Origin of the sequence: Paenibacillus sp. Mc5Re-14 (assembly GCF_001049835.1) — a bacterium.
GTDB classification, from domain to species: domain Bacteria; phylum Bacillota; class Bacilli; order Paenibacillales; family Paenibacillaceae; genus Paenibacillus; species Paenibacillus polymyxa_C.
In genome coordinates this window covers 5,012,478-5,038,468 of record NZ_CVPD01000001.1, presented here as the reverse complement: position 1 = coordinate 5,038,468, position 25,991 = coordinate 5,012,478, and the positions used below count along the sequence as shown (strand labels likewise).

Genomic DNA, 25,991 nt, shown 5'->3' with positions numbered 1-25,991 from the left:
TTCCTAAGCCACTGTGAGAATCATCACATTAAAAAAACTAAAAAAGCGCTCCCTGCCTGTACCTGGCTTTCGGGAACGCGTTCTTGTAAATGGCAAACCATAAGTTTATTTTATAATGTCCAAAACAGATCATCACAGTAATGCTTCAATATATTCTTCCATATCCAGAGGGTCTGTCGTTGCTTCAAATCGTTTGATCACTTTCCCGTTCCGATCAATCAGGAATTTCGTGAAATTCCATTTGATCGAATCTCCTGGTAAGTACTCAGGATGACGCTCATGAATTAAAGGAATAAGTATTTTGGCAACCGAATGTGTTTCATCAAAGCCCTCAAAGGGCAACGACGAAGCAAGATATGTAAACAACGGGTGAGCCTGCTCATCACGTACATTCACCTTTTGGAACATGGGGAATGCGACCCCATAATTCAGAGTACAAAATGTTTGCACACTTTCATTGGAATCCGGCTCTTGATCGGCAAATTGATTGCATGGGAACCCGAGAATCACCAAGCCTCTATCCTTATATTGATCATATAGACGCTGCAAATCCTGATATTGAAATGTAAAACCGCACTGGCTGGCCGTATTTACAATCAACACTACTTTATCTTTATAATCACTAAGGGTGATCTCCTTGCCGTTCATCGCAATGGCTGAATAATCATAAATGCTCATTTAAGAAACTCCTCTGAAAATGTAATTGAAGATTTCATATTTAAATATGTGAAATCATCCATATCCAGCGTTTTATGACGGTCTTCAAGGTTCGTATATGCGCCTGCGGGCTGGTTAGACCAGCCGAGCCGCCTATACCGGAACATGCAACGCATGTCGTCCGCTAATTACACTTAATTAGCTGCAGTCTCAAGTACTGGCAGCAAAATTTCAAATACTTGACCATGCTGTAAGATCGTAATTCCACGGGATTTATCCTTCATTACGACCACTTCTGGTTTTTGTGACATACGCTCCAGGTAATGCTCAGGGACATCACCAGAATGACTAACTGTGATTCCCTCTAGCTCGCGCTCTTCGTTTTCAGCAAACTCTGTTGTTACAATTTGCTCAAAAATATCGGAGAACGCCTCAAAATTATCTGTATATACCGCAATGCACTTCATTACTCTTCATCCTTTTCTACACATAAATGGTTAAACCCTCTATTACCTTTATAGGTCTTTCGGGTCTTTAAGCTCTACGTTTCTTATCTTTTCTGATAAGAGACGTTTTCATACGTTTCTTGCCTTCCCTGCACACATCCAGCAATGGACACACCTGACATTGAGGGTTTTGAGCTTTGCAATGGTAGCGTCCGAAAAAAATGAGCCGGTGATGGGTCACAGACCATTCATCCCTAGGTACCCTTTTCATCAGCTTTTTTTCCACCTCAAGCACTGAATCATCCCACCCTGCAAAGCCGAGCCGTTTGGAAACGCGCTCTACATGCGTATCTACCGCAATAGCTGGTACATCAAAGGCAGTAGATACTACGACATTAGCCGTCTTGCGGCCAACACCGGGTAGCTTGACCAGTTGATCATGCTCCGAAGGTATCTCTCCCCCGTACTGGTCTATTAAAATCCGGCAGAGGTTATGAATATGCTTGGCCTTGTTTCGGTACAAGCCGATTCTACGAATATCCTGCTCCAGTTCCTCAAGAGGAACAGCCAAATAATCCTCAGGTGACTTGTATTTTTGAAACAGGTCTGCCGTTACTTTATTGACCATCTGATCGGAGCATTGAGCAGACAATAACACGGCAATCGTTAATTCAAAAGCATTGTCATGGTTCAGCTCACAATGGGCATCCGGAAACATCGTACCGATGGTGTCCAATATATGACGTGCGGTTGCTGCATTCACGGAAATCCTACCTCCTAGCAAAAAAAACGTCTTGATACGGGATAGCCCGCATCAAGACGGTCACTCTAAATAATCATCCGGAAAGAAACGAATACTATTTGTGCATGACTGCCTGCATAGGCGAGAAATACACTCCTATATTATCATTATCTGTCACAGATTGCACGTGAAAAGTGTGTAAATTCTCAAGAAATTTTCATACAGTCTGATCGATTAACGGCTCATTGGATGCTCCAAATCTACATGTCCCATTAAGGACTCCAGAGATTGACCATCTACGAGCAAATCCAGCGTTTTGACTTCCTTGAATTGGAACATCGTTTGCTTCAAAGCATCGATAGCCAATTCCTCGCCGCCAGCTCCCAATCGAGCCTCATCCGGCAGGGAAATATCAAAGGTCAATGCACCGTTATCCAATTTGATCTTATGCACGGTAATTTTCTCGGACCACAACGGAATCAGAGCAGAATCACCGCTCTTTTGTAGAGCTTCAAACGCTTTTTGGAATTTTTCCAGCTCGCTCGGATAGGTAATTTCCTTTTTTTGTTCTTTCAAACCGTTCTCTTGTGTATCCGTATAATACACCGTGATCTGCTGTGTTTGACGATCTCCTGACTTTTCCGTGTCCGTCTTGGTCTTTGTAGGCTCCGTCGACGGAGTTGCAGGTGTTTGACTCGCTCCATTATTTTCAGCAGACTGAGCTGATGGATCAGGGGTCGTCTGTTCGGGTGTACTATTTTGTGCAGCTGAAGTTTGTGTTTCCTGAGATGGAGTCGCAGGAGCCGATGTTTGCTTAGAGGCACACCCTGCACCTGCAATGGCAAACAGTGCCAGCAGACCTGCAATTACGATTTTCTTGTTCATATGTCTGTCCCCCTCCTTACTTGACGTTGGCAAGCGATTTGTTGAAGATTTATTTTACGTCGAGATACTCTGTGATTCCATCTGCAATCCCTTGAGCTACCCGGTTTTGAAAATCTTCATCAAACAGTGTTGCTTCCTCTTTTGCATTACTCAGATATCCTACTTCAAGCAAAACAGCTGGCATAGTCGTTTCCCGAATTACATGGAAATTTCCATAACGAATGCCGCGGTCTGTCAGACCCGTCGCAGGAGCAAAGTACTTATGCATAACGTTGGCGAACGCTTTGCTTGCACTACGCTGGTAATACGTCTCTGTGCCGTTGGAAGCTGAGCTACCGCTGCTGTTAGCATGAATGGACACAAACACGTTGGCTTTAAGATTTTCAGCCACTTTTACGCGCTGTTTAAGCTCCAAAAATGTATCATCGCTACGTGTTAACACAACCTCAAGCTTGGGGTTTTGTTTTAATATGCTTTCTACTTTCAGAGCCATCGCAAGGTTGAAGGTCTTTTCATAATTTTTTCTTGAAATACCAACTGCCCCGGAATCTTTTGCTCCATGTCCAGCATCAATAACAACGACCTTTTTACCATTGCTATTAACTGGAGATGTCTGCGTATCGTCCGGCTCTGACCCATCCGGTAACGTTGCGTCTGGCGTTGTATTCACTGAATCCTTGGAAGCCAGATCGACGATAACACGATTCGATCCATCATTATATGCGGTATAATTCATGGCATGTTTCAAATCAATAACAACTCGCACCGTTGATGGTTCCTTTTGGAATAAAGCATATCGGATACCGGACACATCCGCTTCATTCTCAATGTCCAGCGAACCATTTAAGTTGCTATCCAGCTTCTGCTGGTCTCCAAAATTGTCCGCAAATGCAGTCGCTGGCAAATCCACCACTACCCGATCAGGGCCTGTCATCGTAAACGCTTTCGGCTTGACAGCACCCGCTGTTGTGATGGTTAAGCGGTTTTGGCTGAAACTGACTCCCTGCACCTGCGTCACACCTGAACTCGCATTATTGGTTGGCGCAGTTACACTTCCTGTACCTGTACTGTTATTTCCGGACTTAGGAGGTGTAAATTCCCCGTTTCCAGACCCACTATTGCGGGTATATAATTTTACGGACTTGGAGCTGCTGTCCCATTTTACGTCCAGTCCCATTTGCTCGCCGATAAAACGAAGCGGTACAAGGGCATAATTGGAACGCAGCAGAGGCGAAGCATCCAGACTAATGTCGCTTCCATTGACAGTCGCCGTCTTACTTCCGATTATCATTCGGATCAAGGTACTGTCCTTCTCAATCGTTATGGTTCGCGCCTGCTGCTTCCATGTCACGTCATATCCCAAATTTTCAGAAATTACGCGCAGCGGAACCATCGTACTTCCGCCAATTACTTGTGCCTTAGCACCACTAGGGACACTTAACTGTTGATCGTCGAGATAGATTTGTGTTCCACTCGAAGCCGCATGTCCATAACCCGGAACCGCCCACATGAAGACAAATAATAACAACAAAAAACCAAATTTCTTCATTCGTCACCCTTCCATTCATAATTTTTTTGCCACATGCTCCGGTGCGGCGACCTGATATACGCCTTATGTAATATCAGACAACCTTATAGACGTTATCTCACACCAAAAGTTGCGAATATATTCCATCATAACAGAAATATACGTGCCAAAGAACTATTTTTGTCGAATTTTGACTAAAAATATGGACCATTTGCTTCCCGTCAAAAGTCACAGCAAAAAAATAAAAAAAGCTACTTTTCACCCTCATGAATTTTCATTAAAAGGTGAAAAAGCAGCTTTTATTGCAAACTTTCTTAGTTGAGTGATTCAGTTACTCCTGTGCCTGTTCCAAGGTACTCTTTCAGGCCATCGACAATACCTTCGGCAATCTTCTGCTGTGTTTCTTCTGTGAACATGGCCGCTTCATTTGACAGATTACTAAGGTAGCCACATTCCAGTAATACAGCGGGCATTTGTGATTTTCTCGTCACCACATGGTTTGCCACCTTAATACCGTTATCCTTAAACTCGGTTGCTGCTACAAGATGCTTGTGCATGATCGTGGCCAGGCTCAAACTTTCCTGACGTGCATAATAGGTTTCAGACCCATTAGCTTTTCCGTTATTAGAAGTTGGCATACTGTTACCATGAATGGAAACAAACACGCTAGCCTGCTGATTATTAGCGAGCTGTGGCCGTTCATCCAGTGTGGGATACGTATCTCCATTGCGAGTCAATACAATTTGAATATCAGGATCATTTTGGGCAAGCTGCTGGACTTTTAACGCTACCGCCAACGTAAATTCCTTCTCATGTCGTCCAGTCACACTGCCTGCTCCAGGGTCCTTACCACCATGTCCTGGATCAATTACGACGATTCGCCGTCCTTCGACATTCGTTGGAGCTACTATCTCCGGGTTCACACTACGTTCACGCAACTGAAGGGTGATATCACCTATGCCATTTGTTGAAAGATCGTAATCACGTGCCTGATTCAAAGCAATGACGATACGTGCGCCCCCTTTTGTTCCATCCGCAGGAGCAAATCTGATTTCCTGTACATCCTCACTGTAACTATTCACCAACGCCCGCGTGCCATCCTTACGAACCGGGAACGACTGGAGAAGATCTGTCGACAGTGAAGTCTCCGGTAAATCTACAACTATACGGTCAGGTCCTGTCATTTTGGATACTTTAGGAGTTAGGTCTTTGTTCAGAGAAATCTTTAACGTTTCATTCTCAAAAGAAATGTTTTGTACAAGCACCGCATTTGTTGTAGTCTGTTCTACATTCTGCTCCTTGGAAGTTGAAGGTACGGCTTCCGTATGCTTGTCTGCTTCAACCGGAGTTATTGTTGTCGCTGTTACTGTAGACGTTTTATTTGTGCTTTTTGTACTCTGTGTTGACGTTTGCGACGGTTGTTGGGATTGAGACTGTTTATTCGCTGGTTGAGTTGCAATCTTCTGACTGAGATTTACGGATTTATTTTGATTATTCCAATCCACTTTTAACCCCATTTGCTCCCCGACAAAACGCAATGGAACCATGGTCGAGCTGCCCCGCAGCACAGGTGGTGCATCCAAACTAACTGTTTTTCCATTCACATCAGCCGATGTACGGCCTACATACATAGACATATCGGTACTGTTTTTTTGTATTGAAATTTTATAGGCTTGTGGCTCCCACTTAAACTGATATCCAAGCTGCTCCCCAACCACCCTGAGCGGTACCATGATTTTACCATTGACCATTTCAGGCTTGGCACCTGCGGGCGCTTCCACCCTTTTGCCCTCCAAAAATAATTCTGCTCCAGCCGCATTCACATGAGGGGAGGACGGCCATAACCAAATCAAGATAGCCGCTAGTATCACCCAACCATATTTCTTCATCCTCATTCCCCTAACTTATATATGTATTTTTTGTGCTACTTACAGACATAGTCCTTCAACCATTTTACATTTACAATACCATGATGAGTCGAACCGTCAACCCCTTATTTACCAATTTATTTTCTAAACATGATAAAAGCCCGTAGGCAAAAGAGTTGCCAGTACGGGCTGTCTGTCTATCAAATAAATCAACTATATTTCTTCATATTAAAATTGGACTGGAAATGAGCATTATGCGCCTTGTTTCGCAGCACGCTTTTGCTCATAAGCCAGAATTTCAGACTCATGCTGGAGGGTCAAGCCAATATCATCCAAGCCTTGCAGCAGGAATTGACGGCGATGTTCATCCAGATCGAATTCAATACGCAGACCGTAATCGTCAGTGATCGTTTTTTCATTCAGGTCTACGTTTAATTGGTAATTATCATGCTTCGCCGTGCGCTGGAACAATTCCTCTACTTGCTCTTCAGACAGCTTGATCGGCAAAATACCGTTTTTAAAACAGTTATTATAGAAGATATCCGCAAAAGACGGTGCGATTACACAACGAAACCCATAGTCCATGATTGCCCACGGTGCATGCTCACGGGAGGAGCCGCAACCAAAGTTGGCGCGAGAAATCAGTACAGATGCCCCTACATAACGAGGCTTGTTCGGTTCAAATTCAGGATTAATATTGCCCGCCTCATCAAACCGCCACTCATAGAACAAAAACTGCCCAAAGCCTGTGCGCTCGATTCGTTTCAAAAATTGCTTAGGAATAATAGCATCCGTATCCACGTTCACCCGATCCACAGGCGCTACAATTCCTTTTAAAGTTGTGAAAGCTTCCATCGTTAATTCCTCCTCCGTATCCTAGCGGACAACTTCTTCTTGCTTGAATTTCCAATCTCGTACATCGACAAAATGTCCATGAATCGCCGCAGCGGCTGCCATTGCTGGAGATACAAGGTGAGTACGTCCTCCGCGTCCCTGACGACCTTCAAAGTTACGATTAGAAGTTGAAGCACAACGTTGCCCCGGTTGAAGTACATCTGGATTCATTGCAAGACACATGCTGCAACCCGCTTCGCGCCACTCAAATCCTGCTTCTTGAAAAATGACGTCCAGTCCTTCTTCTTCAGCCTGAATTTTCACACGACCCGAACCTGGTACCACGATTGCCGTGACTTTGTCAGAAACCTTGTAGCCTTTGGCTACTTCGGCTGCAGCGCGCAAATCTTCAATCCGACCGTTGGTGCAGGAGCCGATAAACACATAATCAATTGCAATATCCGTGATCGGTGTGCCTGGCTTCAGATCCATATATTCAAGCGCTTTTTCAGCTGCTTTACGTTCGTTTTCTGTCGGCAATTCTGCCGGAATGGGTACGGTTGAGGAAATATCTGTGCCCATACCGGGACTGGTGCCCCACGTTACTTGTGGAATTAAGGAGTCCACGTCAAACTCCAGCACGACATCAAACTCAGCGCCTTCATCGGTGACAAGCTCTTTCCACTCAGCAACCGCCTGCTCAAATGCGTCACCTTGGGCTACATGTTGACGTCCACGCAAGTAGTTGAAGGTCGTTTCGTCCGGCGCAATCATACCTGCTCTGGCTCCGCCTTCAATAGACATGTTACACACTGTCATGCGCTCTTCCATGCTCAACTCGCGGATGGACTCACCTGTGTACTCAATAACATAGCCTGTAGCGAAATCTGTACCGTATTTGGCGATGACACCCAAAATCATGTCCTTTGCCGTCACACCAGGTTTGCGACGCCCTACAAAACGAACTTCCATCGTTTTTGCTTTTGCTTGCTGGAGACATTGCGTTGCCAATACGTGCTCTACCTCACTGGTTCCGATACCAAAAGCGAGCGCTCCGAACGCCCCGTGTGTGGAGGTATGGCTATCACCACAAACAATCGTTTTTCCCGGATGAGTCAGCCCCAGTTCAGGCCCCATAACGTGAACGACACCCTGATCTACCGTATCCAGATCATATAGTGTGACACCGAAATCGCGGCAATTTTGAGTCAATGTATCAATCTGCTGCTTGGAAATCGGGTCCGTAATGTTGTAACGATCTTTTGTCGGTACGTTATGATCCATTGTGGCAAACGTCAGCTCTGGACGACGCACCTTGCGACCGCTAAGACGTAGTCCCTCAAACGCCTGCGGCGAAGTTACCTCATGTACGAGGTGAAGATCAATGTACAAAATACTCGGCTTGCCCGCTTCCTGATAGATGACATGGTTATCCCAAATTTTCTCGAACATGGTCTTTTTACTCATCAATATTCACCCCTGTGTTTTTCGAACCTAGTGGAGAGAAGCTGTACGGCTCTCTCTTGGATGTCAACAATATACCACGACGTGTCTGATTGGTCTAAGATATGATATCTATAGAAGTGATAGTCTTGACCTATAAGCGCGCTTAAGAAAATATTGAGGCAAGACTAAAACACCAAAGGCCGAAGGTTATTTTTCCTTTTGACCTTTGGTATGACTCTATTTTTATATCATTATAGTTTTGCGCTAAAACATTGAGATTGAGTGCATCACCATACCGTACACCGTCAATCTCCGATGACTGCTTACTTCAAATAGGTTCCCGTTTCTCCAATTCCACCACTGCCATTCAAAACATATACCCTTGCATTTCCTTTACCGGAGCAAGTCAAGGTAATTTTGCCATCCGTAACTTTTTTGGAATCACCGGTCACTGCATCCACATAGGTTCCGTTCGGAATTCCGGAAAACGTTGCGTTTCCCGAAATCGTGACCAACGCAAAGCTGTCAATGCCTTTGGCGCTGTCGGTATATCTTCTCTTAAACGCAAGATTACCCGTTACATTTTCTGTAGAATACTGGCCTTTTTGCAAGGCAGGAACAGCTCTTCTAATTAAATTTAGCTGTCTGATATGTTTCGCCAGAGGATGGCTGAGTGATTCCGCCAGCGTGCCAGTAGCGTTTGTGTATTTGCCATAATCTTGTACCATAACACTGCCTTCTATGTGATCGCCGTAGTAAGCCCGTCCCGTTTTGCTTAGCGGTGCATTTGGACCCGGATCAATGACTGCCCCCTTTTGAAATTCGATTTCGGAGCCATAGAAGATGGCGGGTATTCCGCGGAAGGTGAACATCAGATCGAGATTCTCGGCCCAAGTATCTTGTGTGCCCGCAAATCTTTGATTTTCCGGAGCCTGGTCGGGCGCATAGTCATGGGAGTCGACATAGGTTACATTCCAGGTGGCATCATTGTAGTATTGATCTCCACTTCTCATATTGAAGGCTTCATGCGCGGTCTTGAATGCCCAATGCATAGGAAAATCTATCACATCCATACCCGATTTCATCGAATAGTCAGGCGTATGATAGGTATTGCCGATTAAGAAAGCATTGTTCGAGGTTGGCTGTCCTGCTGTAGTAGAGTTATCCGTCCACTCTTGTTCAACCGACATTTTATTAGAGGCATAGTCATTTTTCCCATCGCCCGGATATGATTTTGAAGCCTTCCAAGTATAGAATGGCGTTGAAATCGCTGGAATTCCGCTGTTCCAAACATCTCTGTACCGGGTGGCTACTTCTCCAAAAACATAGAAATCCGAGCCGCCTCTTGTCTTCCAGGCAGGAATATAGTATTTATTGAAAATATATCGGCTCACATGCTTCACTGTATCGACACGGAAAGCGTCAACGCCCATGTCTATATAGTGATTGTAGGTATCAATTAAATATTTGTTAACTGCAGGGTTTTCCGTGTTCAAATCCACGCAATCTCCCGCTATCTGACCAGTCTGAACAGTATAGGACTCCCAGGAAAGACTTTTCTCTGTATGGTAAATATTATTATTCGTTTCGGCGGTCTTCATTAAAGCGAGCCTTGCCTTATACTGCTGATCGGGTGTCATGGAATCATAGTTTGACGGCAGCTTATCCGTAGTTTTCACCAAGTTGTTACCGGTATCCGGTTTAGCCGGATCTTTCTTAAACATGGGGTACAGATTCTCTTCACCAAAATTACCGGTATGATTGACGACGATGTCCTGAATAACCTTCAGCCCTTTGGCATGGGCCGCATTGATCAAATCCTGATAAGAAGCTCCTGCCGATTCATACCTTGGATCTACGTTGGCAAAGTTTATAGCATGGTAACCATGATAATCATAACCGCTGGCATTCTGCACAACAGGTGTAATCCAGATGGCACTAAATCCGAGGGCTTTGATATAATCGAGCTTTTGAATCAGTCCCTTAAAATCTCCTCTCCAAGCCGGGTCCGAATCCGGATTACGCGCCTTGGTATCATCCCATGCATGCACATTGTTGCTTGGATCACCGTCATAGAACCGGGAAGTAATCACGAAGTAAATAGTGTCTTCCCGAAAATCCCCCTTGTCTCCAATATTATAAACAAAGCTCTGTTTGGTTTGATTCCCAGCACCGTCTATAACAAGAAATTTTAATGTCGTGGTCCTGGAGATAAGGATGGACGGTCCGGTCAATCCGGTCAGTGCGTTACCGTGGATGTAGACTTTTGAGCTTGTGGTCGGTTCCGTACCATCCTCCGTGTAGTATGCCTTGGTCGTTGCCGCCTTGTTATCTTTCAGGTTGAAGGATATCGTCACAGAGGAACCGGAATGCCCGGCAGGCAAATTAGCCGTGATTGTCGGAGCTTGCAGATCGGCATTTAGGTCAATTACATAATCGAAAGAGGATGCATTTCCAGTTTGACCGATTGAATTGACAGCGATGGCTTTGATAGTCAAAGAGGAAGCAACCTTGATTGGAGTGGTATACAAGGTCGAGGAGGTCGTAGGTGTCGAACCGTCTATCGTATAATAAATCTTATCGCCACTGTTGGTGCTGGACAGCGTTACCATTTGGGCCGAATCGTATGTTTTCGGCTCGGGAGAGATGGAAACCACCGGAACTTTTGGAGTTTCCGGGTTGGCATCATACCATACGTTATCCGTGTAATACCAGCCCTCTTTCACACTGCGGGACAAGTCGGCCGTCTGTTTGCCACTACTATCATTAAAGATGAGACTTGAGCCTGTCGCCTCGGCAATGGTATAGCTATACCAGTCGTTTCCGTCCGACTTCATCAGAATTCCGGGCCACGCCCCACTAATCGGAACGGTTGCCGGATTCAAATTCCAGTAATGGATTCGAATTGCTGAATTCCAGCTTGCAGGCTTTTTAAAGTGAACCGTTAATCCGTTTTGAGTTGATGTAGGTGCATACGTCGCAGTAACGGTAGACGTGACCGCTGCGGTCGGCAATGGAAGAACATTCACTGTGGAATTCGTATAGGCGGCTGTATGATCGGTGTTACTGGCCGAAGCACCGCCAGGTAAACCGAAAAAGTTCAAGCAAAGCGACAGTATAATCAACCAAGAAATAAAACTCCCTGTTTTTTTTCTTAGCAAGTTAACACCCTCCTGATAAAATTTAGTAGCTAGATCGTGCAACCGGTTGCATAAAAAATAAAAAAAAAAGAAAGACACTTATTTTGGATAAAATGAATCCATTGATCGCCTCCCCCGTGTTATATAAGGAAAATCATTGTACACGCTTACAAAATAAACTCTTAAAAAAGCCCGTTTAAATACGGATCTAAAATAATCAATGATTTTTCCTTTTTTGATTATATCATCCATACTTTTCCTCGGTCAATGTATTTGCTAGTGTGTAGATTTCCTCCGACCATAATCACTCTTTATGAAAACCAATGGCTACTTTTCCAGAACTTCGCTCGCAAATTCCCAGCATACCTACCTCCAATCTAAACTATGTAAAATTTTGGTTGGGTGTAATGAATTTCACATCTTTCCTGGTCAACCTGTTCTACCATAGAAGAGTGATACGCCGTGCTGGGCAGACCATTTTGGTCGGGACGTTTACTTCCTGTTCTAAATTAGCTACAGAGGCTGTCTAGCATGCGCGGCAAGTACGCCTTTATTTTGATTCGAAGCGGAGTGTCCAGATGTTGAATACCGAATTGGAATACCGTGAGCGCATCAGGAAGCTGGCCGTATGTATTGTCAAGCATTACCGAGGAAAAGGACCGGACAACGTTAAGGTTTCTTTGAACTCACCACTCCGAGTTACAGTAGAGATCCAAGGTACTTTGTCTAATCTGTCCGAAATTCTCGTTCATGAAGGCGCTGTGGAAAAGGTCAGTGATTACTGGAATGTCCTTCGTCCTTATCTGGAAAAGGAGTTTATGAGGGAAGCCGAAAAAACACTTGGCAGTCCCTTCACTTACACTTGGGAGGTCTGCCCCTCCGTCCATGGAGACGGACATATTATCATTACTTGTGAATTACAACACATACCCCGGTTGGATTAGCGGGAAGGAGATTAGCTCCTCGCTCGCGGATAAGCCAGTACAGAATGCAGCGTAAAGCGGCATTTTTGTATTGGCTTTTTTTATGTTACGAGTTTCATCTATTTCATATAAAAAGAGGTGCTGCACACATGGCAGACAAGGTATTAACAGTATGTCCTTACTGCGGAAGCGGTTGTCAGCTTCATTTGCTAGTGGACAAAGGACAGGTAATTGGCGCGGAGCCAGCTAATGGCCGTACAAATGAAGGAACATTGTGTCTGAAAGGACATTATGGGTGGGATTTTTTGAATGATCCACAGATTCTGACTGCACGCTTGCGCAAGCCCATGATTCGCAAAAATGGAGTCATGGAGGAAGTGGAATGGAATGAAGCCATTCAGTATACTGCCGAACGGCTGTCAGCAATTAAGGAAAAGTATGGACCTGACTCTATCATGGGGACGGGTTCCGCACGCGGTCCGGGGAATGAAGCCAATTATGTCATGCAAAAGTTCATGCGGGCAGTCATTGGCACCAATAATATTGATCACTGTGCCCGTGTTTGCCACGGTCCTTCCGTAGCAGGCTTAACCTACTCGCTTGGGGATGGGGCTATGTCCAACTCTATTCCTGAAATTGAACATTCTGATCTCCTTTTCGTATTTGGATACAATGCGCCAGAAACGCATCCAATCGTCGCAAGACGTATTGTAGCTGCCAAGCAAAGAGGTGCCAAAATTATTGTATGTGATCCTCGTATGACTGAAACAGGGCGCATCGCGGATATGTGGCTACCTCTAAAAGGCGGCTCGAACATGGCTTTGGTGAACGCCTTTGGTCATGTGCTAGTACATGAAGGGCTGTACGACAAAAGATATGTCGAAGCAAACACAGAAGGTTTTGCCGAATATGTAGAAAACATTAAAAAATATACACCTGAATATGCGGAAGGTATTACGGGTGTCAAGGCTGCTGACATTCGGGCCGCTATGAGGGAATATGCCAAGGCTCCTACCGCTACAATTCTATACGGAATGGGCGTATGTCAATTTTCACAGGCCGTTGATGTGGTAAAAGGTCTCGCTTCCCTTGCCCTGCTTACTGGTAATCTGGGCAAGCCAAATGTAGGTATTGGACCTGTACGTGGACAAAACAATGTCCAGGGCTCCTGCGACATGGGTGCATTACCCAATGTGTATCCTGGTTACCAGGATGTCATCGACACTGCAGTTCGCAAAAAGTTTGAAAAAGCATGGGGTGTTGAACTGCCGCGTAAAAAAGGATATTCACTTACAGAAGTACCGCATCTCATTCTGAAAGAGAACAAGCTGAAGGCTTATTATATCTTCGGCGAAGATCCTGTACAAAGTGATCCGAACGCTGCCGAGCTGCGTGAAGCGCTGGAAAAATTGGAATTTGTCGTGGTGCAGGATATTTTCATGAACAAGACGGCACTGCATGCGGATGTCATCCTCCCTTCTACCGCTTGGGGCGAGCATGACGGGGTGTATTCTTCGGCAGACCGTGGCTTTCAGCGCATCCGCAAGGCCGTCGAGCCGCAAGGTGATGTAAAGCCTGACTGGGCTATTATTAGCGAGGTTGCTACCGCCATGGGCTACCCTATGTCCTATGCGAACACCGAGGAAATTTGGGATGAAATGCGAAGCCTCAGTCCCTTATTCGCTGGTGCCAGCTACCAGAAAATGGAGGAACAAGGCGGCGTACAATGGCCATGCCCTACAGAGGATCATCCAGGTACACCGTATTTGTACAAAGGCAACCAATTTTCCACACCTAGTGGTAAAGGCCGATTATTCGCCTGCGAATGGCGACCACCACAAGAACAGCCGGATGCACAATTCCCGCTTGTCTTATCTACAGTACGTGAGGTAGGCCATTACTCCGTACGTACTATGACTGGTAACTGCCGTGCATTGCGCCAGTTGTCTGATGAGCCTGGATTTATTCAGATTAGTCCGGAAGACGGAGCAGATCTAAACATTCTAGATGGCGAAATTGTGGCTATCTCCTCGCGTCGGGGACGCATTATGGCACGGGCACAAATCAGTGACCGTGTGCAGAAAGGTGCGACCTACATGACCTATCACTGGTGGGTCGGAGCATGTAACGAGTTGACCGCCGATTTTCTCGACCCGGTATCCAAAACCCCGGAATTAAAATACTGTGCCATCCGGTTGGAGCGGATTGCCGACCAAGCGCAGGCTGAACGTGATGTACATGAATCATACCAACAGATTCGTAAACAAATGAACGTTCAGGAAGCCGTTTTAGCTGACAAGGTGACGAGATGAGCGGCGCGCGCAACACGCTGAGCCGTCCGACAAACAGAATGGGGTCCGCCGATAGAACAAGTGCTATTGCTTCCTCATTCGTCGTTGCAGACGGCGGGCAATGTATTGGCTGCAAAGCTTGTGAACTAGCGTGCTTTGCCGTTCATGGTCAGGCAGGCGGCATAGGCGCTTCGGTCGGAACCGTCAGCGTGCCTGTGGTTCCCAAGGTATATGTGGTGCGCGCCGGGGATACGTATGTGCCAGTGCAATGCCGGCATTGTGAGAATGCCCCCTGTGCACATGCCTGCCCGGTGCAGGCCATTCGTCAGGAGGACGGCGTAGTCATGATTGATGAGGACCGATGCATCGGCTGCACCTCCTGTGTTTTGGCCTGCCCCTTCGGGGCAATCGAGGTATCTCCAGTCTATCGAGCCGGACACGTTATCACGCAGTCCGGTCTGACTAACCGTGCGAATCGAACCGCGCTTCCCCGCACTGCGGCAAGCAAATGCGATCTGTGCGCGGAAACAGAGAACGGACAGCCTGCTTGTGTAGAGGCCTGTCCAAATCATGTGCTACGGCTGGCCAATGGTATATCCGACTCGCCTCCAGAGCCTCGGCGGGAAGTCTTTTTCCCACGCCTGTAAGGTCAAAATCAGCCGCAGAAAGGTAGAAAAACATGTCAACAACAGACAAGATCTCTTCGCCTCCATGTATGAGGACGTCTGATTCTACAGACCCCGTCATTCATATTGACCCAACGCTCTGTACTGGATGCAGACGCTGTGCGGGTGTTTGTCCGGTAGATGCCATAGAGGGACTGCCTGGAGAACCTCAAACCGTGAACGCAGACCGCTGTGTTATTTGCGGTCAATGTGTGCAAATCTGCAGCGTATACGCCACAGATTGGGCAGATTCATCTCCGCACGCAGCCGCCATCAAACGTCAGGAACGTATACGTGAACGCGATATGCCTGCCGACACCGGCGAACCGCTCTTTGCTGCCTATTATAGCTACAGCCTGAATAAGGTAGCTGACATGATGAAGAAGCCAGGACAGCTTCGAATCGTGCAGTGCGCCCCAGCCATTCGTGTGTCACTCGCGGAGGAATTTGGTATGCCGTTTGGTACCCTAACACCCGGCAAAATGGCCGCTGCCCTTCGTCGCCTCGGCTTTGATCGAGTATATGATACGAATTTTGGAGCTGACGTAACCATCATGGAAGAAGGCACTGAGTTGATTCGCCGCGTAACCGAGGGTGGACCGTTACCGATGTTCACATCCTGCTGTCCAGCTTGGGTCCGTTTTGCCGAGATTGAATACCCCGATCTGCTAGACCATCTATCCAGTTGCAAATCGCCAATGCAAATGGTGGGAGCGCTGGTCAAGACCTATGGTGCACAGCTGGATGAGGTGGAACCTGCGAATATTTACAGCGTCGCGATCATGCCATGTACCTGTAAACAATTTGAATGCGATCGTCCCGAAATGGAATCCGACGGTTATCGTGATGTAGATGAGGTATTGACCACGCGTGAGCTTGCATACTGGATCAAGCAACAAGGCATTGATTTTATGAACCTGCCTGATGAGGAATTTGATGCACCGCTAGGTCAATATTCAGGCGCAGGTACTATTTTTGGTGTAACAGGAGGAGTTATGGAAGCTGCCATCCGCACAGGTTATGAACTGCTGACGAATGAGAAGCTGCCAAAGCTCCAGCTGGATTTTGTCCGTGGCGAGGAAGGCATTCGAGTAGCGGAGGTACAGGTGGGCGAATTGCAGCTCAAGGTAGCGGTCGTCGCTGGACTCCAGCATGCCTATCAGCTCCTGGATCGTGTGCAGGCAGGCGAATGTGATTATCATTTTATTGAGGTGATGGGCTGTCCAGCTGGATGTATCAGCGGAGGAGGGCAACCCAAGCTCATGTTAGAAAAACAAAAAATCGAGGCTTATCGTGCGCGTAAATCGTCCATCTATGGACATGATGCTGCATCTCAGGTGCGCAAATCGCATGAGAATCCTTTTATCATCAAGCTGTACGATGAATTTCTAGGTGAGCCGCTAGGTCATGTATCACACCATCTGCTGCACACGTCCTTTCAAAAGCGTGGACCCGGCAGGCAGAGCCGCAGCAGCAGTGATATGTCCGTCAAAGGACATATCGATTATCCCATTCATTAGTACGTTCAACACATAGATATAATCATTAGAAATTATAATTTGCCGTTAGTTAGAGAGGAGTCGAGTTAGTATGAATCGCTTTGTTTTAGCTGATCCCGATCAGTGTATCGGCTGTCGTACCTGTGAAATCGCATGTGTTATCGCACATTCATCGGAGAACCCTTTTATCTCGCCAGATGACGAGTTTCATTTTCACCCTCGCTTAAAGGTGATCAAATCCTTTGGAGTCACCGCACCTGTCCAGTGTCGTCACTGTGAGGATGCTCCATGTGCTAATGCTTGCCCGAACGGCTCCATTACGAACGCAGACGGCTGCATTCTTATTAACAGCGAAAGTTGCATTGGCTGTAAAACCTGCATGATCGCCTGCCCTTACGGCGCGATTACCATGGTGCCTCAATATAGAGACGGACAGCCGGTCGTGCAAGACGGACTGTACACTAATGTGTCGGGTCGTTTGCAACCCAAAGAACGCATGATTGCCAGCAAATGTGATTTGTGCGAAGGTGTGGATGGCGGACCGGCCTGTATTGGAAAATGTCCAACGCAAGCCCTCAAGCTGGTCGAGCCAGATCTGGTTCATGCACGGGTTGAGGAAAAACGAGCTGCAAGTGCACGTCAGCTGCTGCATATGACACGTATTCCGGCGACGGGTCTATAACATGACTCCGTCTTCTCCTCTGGTCAAAGTTATGCGGACCGAACGGGATGCACTAGGAGACATGGAAATTCCTGCGGAGGCCTTGTACGGTATTCACACCGCACGTGCGATGAACAATTTTGCAGTCAGCGGCAGGCCCGTGAACAGAAACCTGATTCACGCTCTTGTATTGGTGAAAAAAACGGCCGCTCAAGTCAATGGTGAGCAGAAACGGCTACCTACTCACCGGGTGTCTCCCATTGTAAATGCCTGCGATGAATTACTCGCTGGACGGCATCAAGATATGTTTACCGTAGATGCCATGCAAGGCGGCGCAGGCACCAGTACCCATATGAATGTAAATGAGGTCATTGCTAATTTGGCCATCGTACAGCTAGGGGGGCAGCCAGGGCAATATGAGCTTGTACATCCGCTGGATGATGTGAACTGCTGCCAATCTACGAATGATGTCTATCCTACGGCGCTACGAATTGCTGCGATACGCCTGCTGCGCCCTTTATGTGACACGATGTCTTCGTTACAAAATACTTTACAGCAAAAAGAAATAGAATATGCCGACCTGCTCAAGCTAGGCCGCACACAGCTAATGGATGCCCTGCCTATGATGGCCGGGCAAGGCTTTGGTGCCTACGCAAAAGCTATAGCGCGTGACCGTTGGCGCCTCTATAAAGCCGAAGAACGGCTGCGAGAAATCCCAATTGGAGGCACGGCGATTGGCACAGGTATGAATGCGCCTCGGGCTTACAGCTACCGGATGGTCGAAAAGCTGGCGGACGAGACTGGATTAGGACTATGTCGTAGCGACCACCCCATGGACCCGATTCAAAATATGGATGTCTTCGTTGAGGTATCGGGTCTACTTAAATCCGCTGCCGTAAATCTGCTCAAAATATCTGGCGATTTTCGTCTGCTGGCCTCTGGTCCTTTCGGTGGTATCGGTGAATACATGCTGCCTCCGGTCCAAGCTGGCTCCTCTATTATGCCAGGCAAGGTCAATCCGGTGATGGCAGAAATGGCCGGATTGACAGCGATGCGCGTGATGGCCAATGATGCGGCTATCACGATGGCTGCTGCCTCTGGACAGCTGGAGCTGAACGCGTTCCTACCGTTGATTGCCGAGTCGCTGCTGGAATCTCTGCACATTCTCAGCAATGCCGTTCAACTGTTCGAGGAACGGTGTGTGCGCGGTCTGATCGTACATGAGGAACGCTGCTCTGCTAATCTGCACAGCTCAGCTGTGATGGCTTCTGCGCTAGTCGCGGAACTTGGCTATGATGAAGCTGCTTCCATTGCATCAGCAGCCATTGCACAGGGGCGCTCACCAGAGGATATTGCAGAGGATCGCGGTCAACTGACCCGTGCGCGGATTGACCAATTGTGCCATCCCTATACCGTTACCAAGCCCGGAATTCCGGGGCAGGAAGAAGGAACTCACCATGGGAATGAATGATACCCCGAGAAGCAACCGACCACATATCGTTCTGCTTGGTCGCCGAAATGCAGGCAAATCCAGCATTCTGAACACCTTGACCGGCCAGCCCGCCGCTGTGGTATCACCTATAGGAGGAACGACTACGGACCCCGTTTTCAAGCCGATGGAGCTACTTCCTGCGGGTCCCATTGTTCTGGTGGATACCGCCGGACTGGACGATGAGGGTGAGATCGGGGAGCTGCGCCGCAACAAAACGCTAGAAATTCTTAATAGTATAGACTTGGCTCTGCTGGTCATCGACGCCACTGTTGGCGTCGGACCATTCGAGCATGAGCTGCTTGAAAAGCTACGCACTAAAAAGATTCCTGTCATTGGGGTACTTAATAAAATAGATACCCTTGCTGAATCAGATCCGATGGCTGCAACGCTGGGGAACGAATTGAATCTCACACTGATTCCTTTCAGTGCCGCTATGCTTCGGGGGGACACTGAACTGAAAAAGGCCATCACGAATACACTCCCCCAAAACGAAGATCGCTTCCGCATCGTAGGTGACTTGTTGTCACCTGGCGATCTGGTCGTGCTGGTGGTTCCCATCGATAAAGCTGCGCCAAAGGGTCGATTGATTCTGCCGCAGCAGCAAACGATCCGTGATACGCTAGAGAGCGATGCCATCGCTGTAGTGACCAAAGAGCATGAACTACGTTTGACGCTGGAGCGACTGGGACGCAAGCCCCGCCTGGTCATTACCGATTCACAGGTCTTTATGAAAGTCGCAGCCGACACACCCAAGGATGTACCTCTTACCTCTTTCTCTATTCTGTTTGCCCGTCATAAAGGCGATCTGGACGAACTGGTGCGAGGGGCAAGAGCCATTGATCGCCTCAAGGATGTAGACCGTGTACTCATTGCCGAAGCCTGCACTCACCAATGCCAATCTGACGATATTGGTCGAGTGAAGATCCCTCGTTGGCTCCGCCAAACGATAGGCAAACGTCTCATTATCGAGCATGCATCCGGCTCCAGTTTCCCTGACGATTTGAGTGAATATGCGTTGGTTATTCATTGCGGTGCCTGCATGCTCAATCGGCGTACAATGCTTCATCGTATGTCTGAAACGAAAGCGGCCGGCGTGCCGATTGTGAACTATGGTGTTTTTATCGCTTATGTCCAGGGGGTCTTTCCCCGTGCTATTGAATGCTTTCCATCTGCTATGCTGGCCTGGGAGCAAGCGGCTGAAGCCGGTAGTTATTCTTAAAATCTCATCATTAATATTTTTTCTCTAGACATACAAAAGCAGCCGCGTTGGAATCAGCGCGGCTACTTTTGTATGTTCAAATGCTATTATTATAAATAATAAGAATTTTCATAGCGTGAAATGATACTACCCATATTATATAATGCTAAAAATACAAATCACGCTCGCCTGCTTCCAATCGTTCAAGTCTGTCAAGCGTCAAACGGCGCGTCGATTCACGTGGGATACGCTCCAGATTCTCTCGCAACGCGGCAGCTCCCAGTTCACGTGCCTCCTCATCCCCATAATCCAGTAGATATTCTTGGAAGGTCAGCAGCGAATTCGGCTGGCACACATTGTGAATTTGTCCGGATTTGGCAAGCTCCATGAAGCGGTCTCCAGTTCGTCCCTCACGGTAGCAAGCTGTACAGTAGCTTGGCATATATCCGCCGCGGCACAGACTTTTAATAATTTCCGATGGTGAGCGATGGTCTCCCACCTCAAATTGGGGCTTGTCTTCCGTGTCCTGTTTGGCATAGGCGCCTACGCCCGTAGCTGATCCTGCACTAATCTGTGACACGCCTAAACCAATGACACGGTCTCTATATTCCGGCTCCTCGCGTGTAGACAGGATCATACCAGCATAAGGGACAGCCAGTCGAAGGACGGATACAATTTTCATAAAATCATCATCGTTGACCAGGTACGGATATCGCTCCAGGTCTACATTTTCAGCCGGACGCAAGCGTGGAACCGAGACCGTGTGAGGCCCACAGCCAAAGACTTCTTCCAAGTGCTCGGCGTGTTTCAGCATGGCTACAGTTTCATAGCGGAAATCATACAAACCGTACAACACACCGATCCCCACATCATCTATACCTGCACGCATAGCCCGGTCCATTGCGGTGGTGTGCCAATCAAAGTCCCGTTTTGGTCCTTGTAAGTGAAATTTGCGATAGCTTTCTCGGTGATACGTTTCCTGAAATAGAATATACGTTCCAATACCCACCTCTGCCAATTTCCGATAATCCTCTTCGGTAGTGGATGCAATATTCACATTGATCCGCCGAATGCTGCCATTATCTACTTTGACCTCATAGATCTGGCGCAGACAATCAACGATATAGTCAATGGGACAATGGACTGGGTCTTCGCCCGCTTCCAGTACGAGTCGCTTGTGTCCCAGTTCTTGAAGTACTCTGACCTCTTCCACCAATTCCTCCGGGGTCAAGCGGCTACGCGTAAAGCTATCATTGGTATGTTTATAACCACAATATTCGCAGTTATTAACGCAGTGATTGCTTACATATAAAGGAGCGAACAACACAATCCGATTTCCATAAATCTGCTCTTTGACTGCCCGCGAAGATTTGAACATCTCTTCCAATAATTCAGGATCATCCACATGCAAAAGAGCCGCCGCTTCACTTGCATTCAGTCCGCGGCAGGCTCTACCCTTTTCTAAAATTTCCAAAATGCGTTGTCGATTGGTTGCCTCTTGTTTCCCCTGCTCCACTGCAGCCATAATCTCTGCTTCATCAATAAAATCCGCCGACACTTTCTCCCGTACTCCACTCACGTATACCCATCTCCTTATTTATGGTTACTGCACTGTTTCCGTCACGTTTCACACTGTCCCCTGTCTTATAAGCTGTCGTTGCACTCTCAAACTATCGCCGCGCCCCATATCAACTTCAAATCCAGCTCCACGGATCCGCAGCTCCAAGCAATGTCTACATTGGGCAGACTCATCACCCAAACATATTTTATTCTCATAAATCGCATACTTAGGCCTCACCGCCAGTGGCGACAAATTAGGCATCACCACATTCGCTCCCGCCTGAAGCGCCTTCTCCCTTCCTTGGGGATGAATCGTCCCCATGGCCGTGGATGCCGGAATAAGCGCATCTGGAACGACCAATCGGGATAATGAGATGATATCAAGTGCCTTTTCCATGCTCCCCTGGCTGGCCTCACGAAGCGGCGTGTTGCTATGTGGTAAAAAGGGGCCAATCCCGATCATATCTGGGGACAGGCTATGCAAATAGACCAAATCGTCTGCTAATTCACTGTTCGTTTGTCCTGGCAATCCCACCATACATCCAGCCCCGATCTGAAAGCCGATACGTTGCAAAGCCAGCAGACGGCTACGCCTGCTTTCGATCGTCATCGTCGGATGCAGCTTGGCGTACAAACTGGGTGAAGCTGTCTCATGCCGGAGCAAAAAACGGTCCGCACCCGCCTCGTATAATCGCTCATAAGTTTCGTCATCCCGTTCACCGATGGACAATGTAACCGCCACATCTGCAAAACGGCTTTTAATTTCCCGAATTAGTTTCGTCAGCCGAGCAGCCGTAAACCAGTAATCTTCCCCACTTTGCAAAACAAAGGTCCGATAACCCAGTTCATACCCCTCCGCACAGCAGGCCAGAATTTCTTCCGGCTGCAAACGGTAACGGTCTGCCTGTTTATTCGAAGCACGCAGCCCACAATACATGCAATCCTGACGACATATACTTGAGAATTCAATTAATCCTCGTAAAAAAACACCTTTGCCATAACGCTCCAATTTGGTGCGAGCTGCCAGTTGACGCAGTTGAGCTCGTAGCGCCGGCTCACTATCCAGACGTGTTAGCAGTTCCGTCATTTCTGTATGCGTCCATTCCTTGCCATCAGCCAGACGCAGTAATAATTCGTCCGTGACTCATCCCTTCTTCCCTCGTCCATCCGGACTTTACATCATCAGCGACTTATATCGTACATGTATTATTCTAGCAACATTAGAGAGAATATAACGTGACTAGTTTCACAAAAAATCCCATTTTCTGAAAACCAATTTCATTCTCAACTTAAAAACTACATATTCATCTCTACACAAAAAAAAAAGCTGCCTCCTCCCTTATGGAAGAAACAGCTTCTGTCGATGGTTCTGTTTATCACTGAATCAAATCAATCGCTTGCTGGGGTACAAAATAATCAACGCCGTTAAATGCGACTACACCGTTGAGCGTAGAATTTTTACCATTGAGTGTAGCAATATTTTTGTATACTGGAAGCTCCAGGTTGTTACTGCCTTTGGTCACTGTAATGACTTTCGTGTCTGCAGTAAACTTGGCTCCTTTAGCTTCAAAAGCGGCTTTTGCAGGAACAAACAGTTGCTTGCTGACTGTATCCAAATCCAGTCCAAGTACACGTGTCATATACTTATTTACATCCGTATTGTCGATTACACCGGATGGACGGTCTCCGTTCGGCGCGTACGTGTACAACACAACATCGCCTCCTGTATGTCCACCCGTAGTCCAGCCAATATTGGCACGTTTGCTAATCATCGGTCCGACGGCATAATTCACGCTACCTTCTTTAGCATTTTTAATTGTCTTTACTTCTTCGTCTGTCAAATCGGTGATGCCAAAATACGTGGAAAGCACCTCTTTAATATTGCTGCGATCTGCATTCAGCTTGGCTTCCAAGCCTTCCCCCGTTAGCTTCGCTTTTTTCAGCGGGTCTATAAAAGAAGCCAAAGGCGTTTTGTCATAATTGCTAGTTGTATCACTGCTACCAATCGTCAATCCACCGTTTCCGTGGTCTGTCACTGCTACGACGACAGTATTTTGATTTTGCTTGGCGTAATCCAGAGCCACTTTCACTGCATCGTCAAATGAAAGCACGTCACTAATAATTCCCGTTGGATCATTAGCATGTGCAGCCCAATCCACTTTACTGCCTTCTACCATTAAGAAAAAGCCTTTATCATTTTTGGATAACACATCAATGGCTTTCGTTGTCATTTCTGCCAAACTAGGTTCCTTGGATGCATCGCGATCCAAGTTATACGCGAGGGCTTCGGGAGAAAAGCTGCCCCAGAGCTTGTTGGAGGTCGAATTTTTCAACCCTTCAGGTGTTGTGACAAAATCATAGCCCTGGTCTTTAATTTGAGCAATTATATCTTGGCCGTCCTTACGCCCTGCTGGCTCCAAAAACTTGCCTCCTCCACCTAACACAACGTCAACTCCGTTGTAGGCTTGTTGCATGCTGAGTGCATCATAATTTTTACGGTCAGGATAATGTGCGGTAAAATCAGCTGGTGTCGCATGCATAATCTCCGAAGTAGCAATAATTCCGGTCGATTTCCCTGCTAGCTTGGAAGCCTCCAGAATGGAAGCTACAGGTTTTTTGGCATCACCTGCTGCGATCGGTTGTTGTCCAGGCATCGTCGCTTCATCCGGAAGAACACCTACATAGCCAGTATGTGATTTATGTCCTGTGGCAAAAGCTGTACCCGCTGGAGCAGAATCGGCAATCGGTGCATCCGCGGAATGCGTGCGCACCATGCCGCTTGCCATGCTGTCTAACGTTAAAGATGATCCTTTGTACCATCTAGCCAGTGCAGTAGCGTCATTAGCCATACCGTCTGGAATCAGAATAATTACATTTTTAATTGATGTATCCTTCTCGACTGCCATCGCTGTCCCGCCGCTTACGGTTAGCATCATTGTCGCTACGAGTGCAGCCACCGATTTTTTCGTATGTATCCCCCAACATTTTAGCATTCATTTTCCTCCCAGACCTTTTTTGTACAACCAGAACTAAGATTAATTAGGTTTTATCAGGAGAATGTTAAGGGAATTCATTATCTGTATTAAAAGGCGCTATTTGTGAAAAAACACTTCATCTATATAAAACTTGTGACACATGAGATTCGTTAGGATTGGGCATTTAATTTTATTATTGTATAATCAGTCTATAATGTAATAGGAAAAGCTTATAAGATAGGAGCATGAAATTCGATGGAGTTCAGACAGCTTCAGTACACCCTGCAAATTGCAGCGGAAAAAAACTTCTCACGTGCCGCAGAAAAACTGCATATTGCCCAGCCTTCTTTGAGCCAGCAATTGTCCAAACTGGAAAAAGAGCTTGGGGTGCTGTTGTTTCAACGCAACACCAGCACGGTGGAATTAACACATGCCGGAGCAAGCTTTGTGGAAAAGGCAAAAAAAATAGTCGACGCGGTGGAGCAACTCCGACAGGAAATGGACGATATCTCTCAACTGAGAAAAGGGAAGGTCGTCGTTGGCAGCATGCCTATCACGGGCTCCCATTTGCTGCCGCATGTGCTGCCTGTATTCAAGAGGGCTCATCCAGACATTGAAATCGTGTTAGTCGAAGATTCCTCCATGAATCTGGAGAAAAAAACGGCAAGTGGCGATACAGATCTCAGCCTGCTCTCTCTTCCCTTAGTAGAACCTACACTTTCTTATGTGCCCATCGGTGAAGAATGGATTGATCTCGCCGTTCCTCCGGGTCATCCCCTAGCCGTGCGTAAAATCGGTGACCAGCCGCAGCCCGTGCATATGGAAGAACTTAAAGACGAGCCTTTTGTCGTCCTGAAAAAAGGGCAGGGCTTTCGCAAGCTGACGATGGATCTGTGTCATCAAGCAGGCTTTGAACCCAATGTGGTGTTTGAAAGCACTAATATGGAGACACTCCAATCGCTCGTCGCGACAGGTATGGGCGTGACACTCGTCCCCCGTTTCATCGCACGGGCCGCCAGTAGCGAGTTTGTTCCAGCATTGCTGCCACTAGCCGAACCTACCCCCAGCCGCACCCTAGCGATTGCTTACCGGAACGGACGTTATTTGTCTAAAGCTGCCGAAGCTTTTATTGATACCTTCCGAGAAACGGTCAAGCAACTTTCTCAAAAGTAGCCTCGAAC

The 25,991-nt window shown here is 47.1% G+C and carries 20 protein-coding genes; 8 read left to right on the top strand and 12 right to left on the bottom strand.

Going from position 1 to position 25,991, the window contains the following annotated elements:
- Nucleotides 1–132: 132 nt before the first annotated feature.
- The 9 genes from BN1546_RS22945 to BN1546_RS22905 all read right to left on the bottom strand — a co-directional run bounded on the left by BN1546_RS22945 (nt 133) and on the right by BN1546_RS22905 (nt 11,567).
- Nucleotides 133–678, bottom strand: a complete 546-nt coding sequence (locus BN1546_RS22945) for a glutathione peroxidase (RefSeq protein ID WP_013371592.1) — start codon at nt 676–678, stop codon at nt 133–135.
- A 173-nt stretch (nt 679–851) separates the two neighbouring features.
- Nucleotides 852–1,124: an NAD/NADP transhydrogenase alpha subunit gene (locus BN1546_RS22940; RefSeq protein WP_090738896.1), complete on the bottom strand. Its 273-nt coding sequence runs from the start codon at nt 1,122–1,124 to the stop codon at nt 852–854.
- 67 nt (nt 1,125–1,191) lie between these two features.
- On the bottom strand, nt 1,192–1,866 hold the full coding sequence (gene nth / locus BN1546_RS22935; protein ID WP_025365090.1) for an endonuclease III: 675 nt from the start codon (nt 1,864–1,866) through the stop codon (nt 1,192–1,194).
- Nucleotides 1,867–2,079: 213 nt separating this feature from the next.
- Nucleotides 2,080–2,730, bottom strand: a complete 651-nt coding sequence (locus BN1546_RS22930; protein ID WP_013371594.1) for a GerMN domain-containing protein — start codon at nt 2,728–2,730, stop codon at nt 2,080–2,082.
- Between the two features lie 49 nt (nt 2,731–2,779).
- The gene (locus BN1546_RS22925) at nt 2,780–4,279 is read right to left on the bottom strand and encodes an N-acetylmuramoyl-L-alanine amidase family protein (RefSeq protein ID WP_040103523.1); all 1,500 of its coding nucleotides are present in this window, start codon (nt 4,277–4,279) and stop codon (nt 2,780–2,782) included.
- Between the two features lie 293 nt (nt 4,280–4,572).
- The gene (locus BN1546_RS22920) at nt 4,573–6,147 is read right to left on the bottom strand and encodes an N-acetylmuramoyl-L-alanine amidase (RefSeq protein WP_090738895.1); all 1,575 of its coding nucleotides are present in this window, start codon (nt 6,145–6,147) and stop codon (nt 4,573–4,575) included.
- Nucleotides 6,148–6,378: 231 nt separating this feature from the next.
- Nucleotides 6,379–6,981 (bottom strand): 3-isopropylmalate dehydratase small subunit, encoded by a 603-nt coding sequence (leuD, locus tag BN1546_RS22915; protein WP_040103521.1) that lies wholly within the window; start codon nt 6,979–6,981, stop codon nt 6,379–6,381.
- 21 nt (nt 6,982–7,002) lie between these two features.
- Nucleotides 7,003–8,427, bottom strand: coding sequence for a 3-isopropylmalate dehydratase large subunit (leuC, locus tag BN1546_RS22910; RefSeq protein WP_013371599.1), 1,425 nt, complete (start codon nt 8,425–8,427; stop codon nt 7,003–7,005).
- Between the two features lie 302 nt (nt 8,428–8,729).
- On the bottom strand, nt 8,730–11,567 hold the full coding sequence (locus BN1546_RS22905) for an alpha-amylase family glycosyl hydrolase (RefSeq protein WP_090738894.1): 2,838 nt from the start codon (nt 11,565–11,567) through the stop codon (nt 8,730–8,732).
- A 557-nt stretch (nt 11,568–12,124) separates the two neighbouring features.
- Here BN1546_RS22905 and BN1546_RS22900 point away from each other — a divergent pair.
- The 7 genes from BN1546_RS22900 to hydF all read left to right on the top strand — a co-directional run bounded on the left by BN1546_RS22900 (nt 12,125) and on the right by hydF (nt 20,296).
- A complete protein-coding gene (locus BN1546_RS22900) occupies nt 12,125–12,490 on the top strand; it encodes a DUF2294 domain-containing protein (protein ID WP_090738893.1) in 366 nt (121 codons plus the stop codon).
- Nucleotides 12,491–12,618: 128 nt separating this feature from the next.
- Nucleotides 12,619–14,781 (top strand): formate dehydrogenase subunit alpha, encoded by a 2,163-nt coding sequence (fdhF, locus tag BN1546_RS22895; protein WP_025678582.1) that lies wholly within the window; start codon nt 12,619–12,621, stop codon nt 14,779–14,781.
- The gene (locus tag BN1546_RS22890; RefSeq protein ID WP_025678581.1) at nt 14,778–15,407 is read left to right on the top strand and encodes a 4Fe-4S dicluster domain-containing protein; all 630 of its coding nucleotides are present in this window, start codon (nt 14,778–14,780) and stop codon (nt 15,405–15,407) included. The genes fdhF and BN1546_RS22890 overlap by 4 nt, the downstream gene beginning before the upstream one ends.
- Nucleotides 15,408–15,439: 32 nt before the next feature.
- Entirely contained in the window at nt 15,440–16,945 is a 1,506-nt protein-coding gene (locus BN1546_RS22885; protein WP_255305503.1) for a [FeFe] hydrogenase, group A, read from the top strand.
- A gap of 70 nt (nt 16,946–17,015) precedes the next feature.
- Nucleotides 17,016–17,606 (top strand): 4Fe-4S dicluster domain-containing protein, encoded by a 591-nt coding sequence (locus tag BN1546_RS22880; RefSeq protein WP_013371605.1) that lies wholly within the window; start codon nt 17,016–17,018, stop codon nt 17,604–17,606.
- Between the two features lies 1 nt (nt 17,607).
- Nucleotides 17,608–19,056, top strand: a complete 1,449-nt coding sequence (locus tag BN1546_RS22875) for an aspartate ammonia-lyase (protein WP_080771909.1) — start codon at nt 17,608–17,610, stop codon at nt 19,054–19,056.
- Nucleotides 19,043–20,296, top strand: coding sequence for a [FeFe] hydrogenase H-cluster maturation GTPase HydF (hydF, locus tag BN1546_RS22870; protein WP_090738892.1), 1,254 nt, complete (start codon nt 19,043–19,045; stop codon nt 20,294–20,296). The genes BN1546_RS22875 and hydF overlap by 14 nt, the downstream gene beginning before the upstream one ends.
- Before the next feature lie 145 nt (nt 20,297–20,441).
- Here hydF and hydG read toward each other — a convergent pair whose 3' ends face one another.
- From hydG to BN1546_RS22855, 3 genes are all read right to left on the bottom strand, one after another.
- Nucleotides 20,442–21,854: a [FeFe] hydrogenase H-cluster radical SAM maturase HydG gene (gene hydG, locus BN1546_RS22865; protein ID WP_090738891.1), complete on the bottom strand. Its 1,413-nt coding sequence runs from the start codon at nt 21,852–21,854 to the stop codon at nt 20,442–20,444.
- A gap of 48 nt (nt 21,855–21,902) precedes the next feature.
- Entirely contained in the window at nt 21,903–22,955 is a 1,053-nt protein-coding gene (gene hydE, locus BN1546_RS22860) for a [FeFe] hydrogenase H-cluster radical SAM maturase HydE (RefSeq protein WP_255305584.1), read from the bottom strand.
- 256 nt (nt 22,956–23,211) lie between these two features.
- The gene (locus BN1546_RS22855) at nt 23,212–24,828 is read right to left on the bottom strand and encodes an alkaline phosphatase (protein ID WP_090738889.1); all 1,617 of its coding nucleotides are present in this window, start codon (nt 24,826–24,828) and stop codon (nt 23,212–23,214) included.
- A gap of 237 nt (nt 24,829–25,065) precedes the next feature.
- On the opposite strand from BN1546_RS22855, the gene BN1546_RS22850 reads away from it, so the two are divergent.
- The gene (locus BN1546_RS22850) at nt 25,066–25,983 is read left to right on the top strand and encodes a LysR family transcriptional regulator (protein ID WP_013371611.1); all 918 of its coding nucleotides are present in this window, start codon (nt 25,066–25,068) and stop codon (nt 25,981–25,983) included.
- Nucleotides 25,984–25,991: the final 8 nt, after the last annotated feature.

What these genes read in the sequence shown, in the direction of transcription:
- BN1546_RS22945 (WP_013371592.1), bottom strand. Translation starts at nt 678, where the DNA reads ATGAGCATTTATGATTATTCAGCCATTGCGATGAACGGCAAGGAGATC.
- BN1546_RS22940 (WP_090738896.1), bottom strand. Translation starts at nt 1,124, where the DNA reads ATGAAGTGCATTGCGGTATATACAGATAATTTTGAGGCGTTCTCCGAT.
- BN1546_RS22930 (WP_013371594.1), bottom strand. Translation starts at nt 2,730, where the DNA reads ATGAACAAGAAAATCGTAATTGCAGGTCTGCTGGCACTGTTTGCCATT.
- BN1546_RS22925 (WP_040103523.1), bottom strand. Translation starts at nt 4,279, where the DNA reads ATGAAGAAATTTGGTTTTTTGTTGTTATTATTTGTCTTCATGTGGGCG.
- BN1546_RS22920 (WP_090738895.1), bottom strand. Translation starts at nt 6,147, where the DNA reads ATGAAGAAATATGGTTGGGTGATACTAGCGGCTATCTTGATTTGGTTA.
- leuD (WP_040103521.1), bottom strand. Translation starts at nt 6,981, where the DNA reads ATGGAAGCTTTCACAACTTTAAAAGGAATTGTAGCGCCTGTGGATCGG.
- leuC (WP_013371599.1), bottom strand. Translation starts at nt 8,427, where the DNA reads ATGAGTAAAAAGACCATGTTCGAGAAAATTTGGGATAACCATGTCATC.
- BN1546_RS22900 (WP_090738893.1), top strand. Translation starts at nt 12,125, where the DNA reads ATGTTGAATACCGAATTGGAATACCGTGAGCGCATCAGGAAGCTGGCC.
- fdhF (WP_025678582.1), top strand. Translation starts at nt 12,619, where the DNA reads ATGGCAGACAAGGTATTAACAGTATGTCCTTACTGCGGAAGCGGTTGT.
- BN1546_RS22890 (WP_025678581.1), top strand. Translation starts at nt 14,778, where the DNA reads ATGAGCGGCGCGCGCAACACGCTGAGCCGTCCGACAAACAGAATGGGG.
- BN1546_RS22885 (WP_255305503.1), top strand. Translation starts at nt 15,440, where the DNA reads ATGTCAACAACAGACAAGATCTCTTCGCCTCCATGTATGAGGACGTCT.
- BN1546_RS22880 (WP_013371605.1), top strand. Translation starts at nt 17,016, where the DNA reads ATGAATCGCTTTGTTTTAGCTGATCCCGATCAGTGTATCGGCTGTCGT.
- BN1546_RS22875 (WP_080771909.1), top strand. Translation starts at nt 17,608, where the DNA reads ATGACTCCGTCTTCTCCTCTGGTCAAAGTTATGCGGACCGAACGGGAT.
- hydF (WP_090738892.1), top strand. Translation starts at nt 19,043, where the DNA reads ATGGGAATGAATGATACCCCGAGAAGCAACCGACCACATATCGTTCTG.
- BN1546_RS22855 (WP_090738889.1), bottom strand. Translation starts at nt 24,828, where the DNA reads ATGCTAAAATGTTGGGGGATACATACGAAAAAATCGGTGGCTGCACTC.
- BN1546_RS22850 (WP_013371611.1), top strand. Translation starts at nt 25,066, where the DNA reads ATGGAGTTCAGACAGCTTCAGTACACCCTGCAAATTGCAGCGGAAAAA.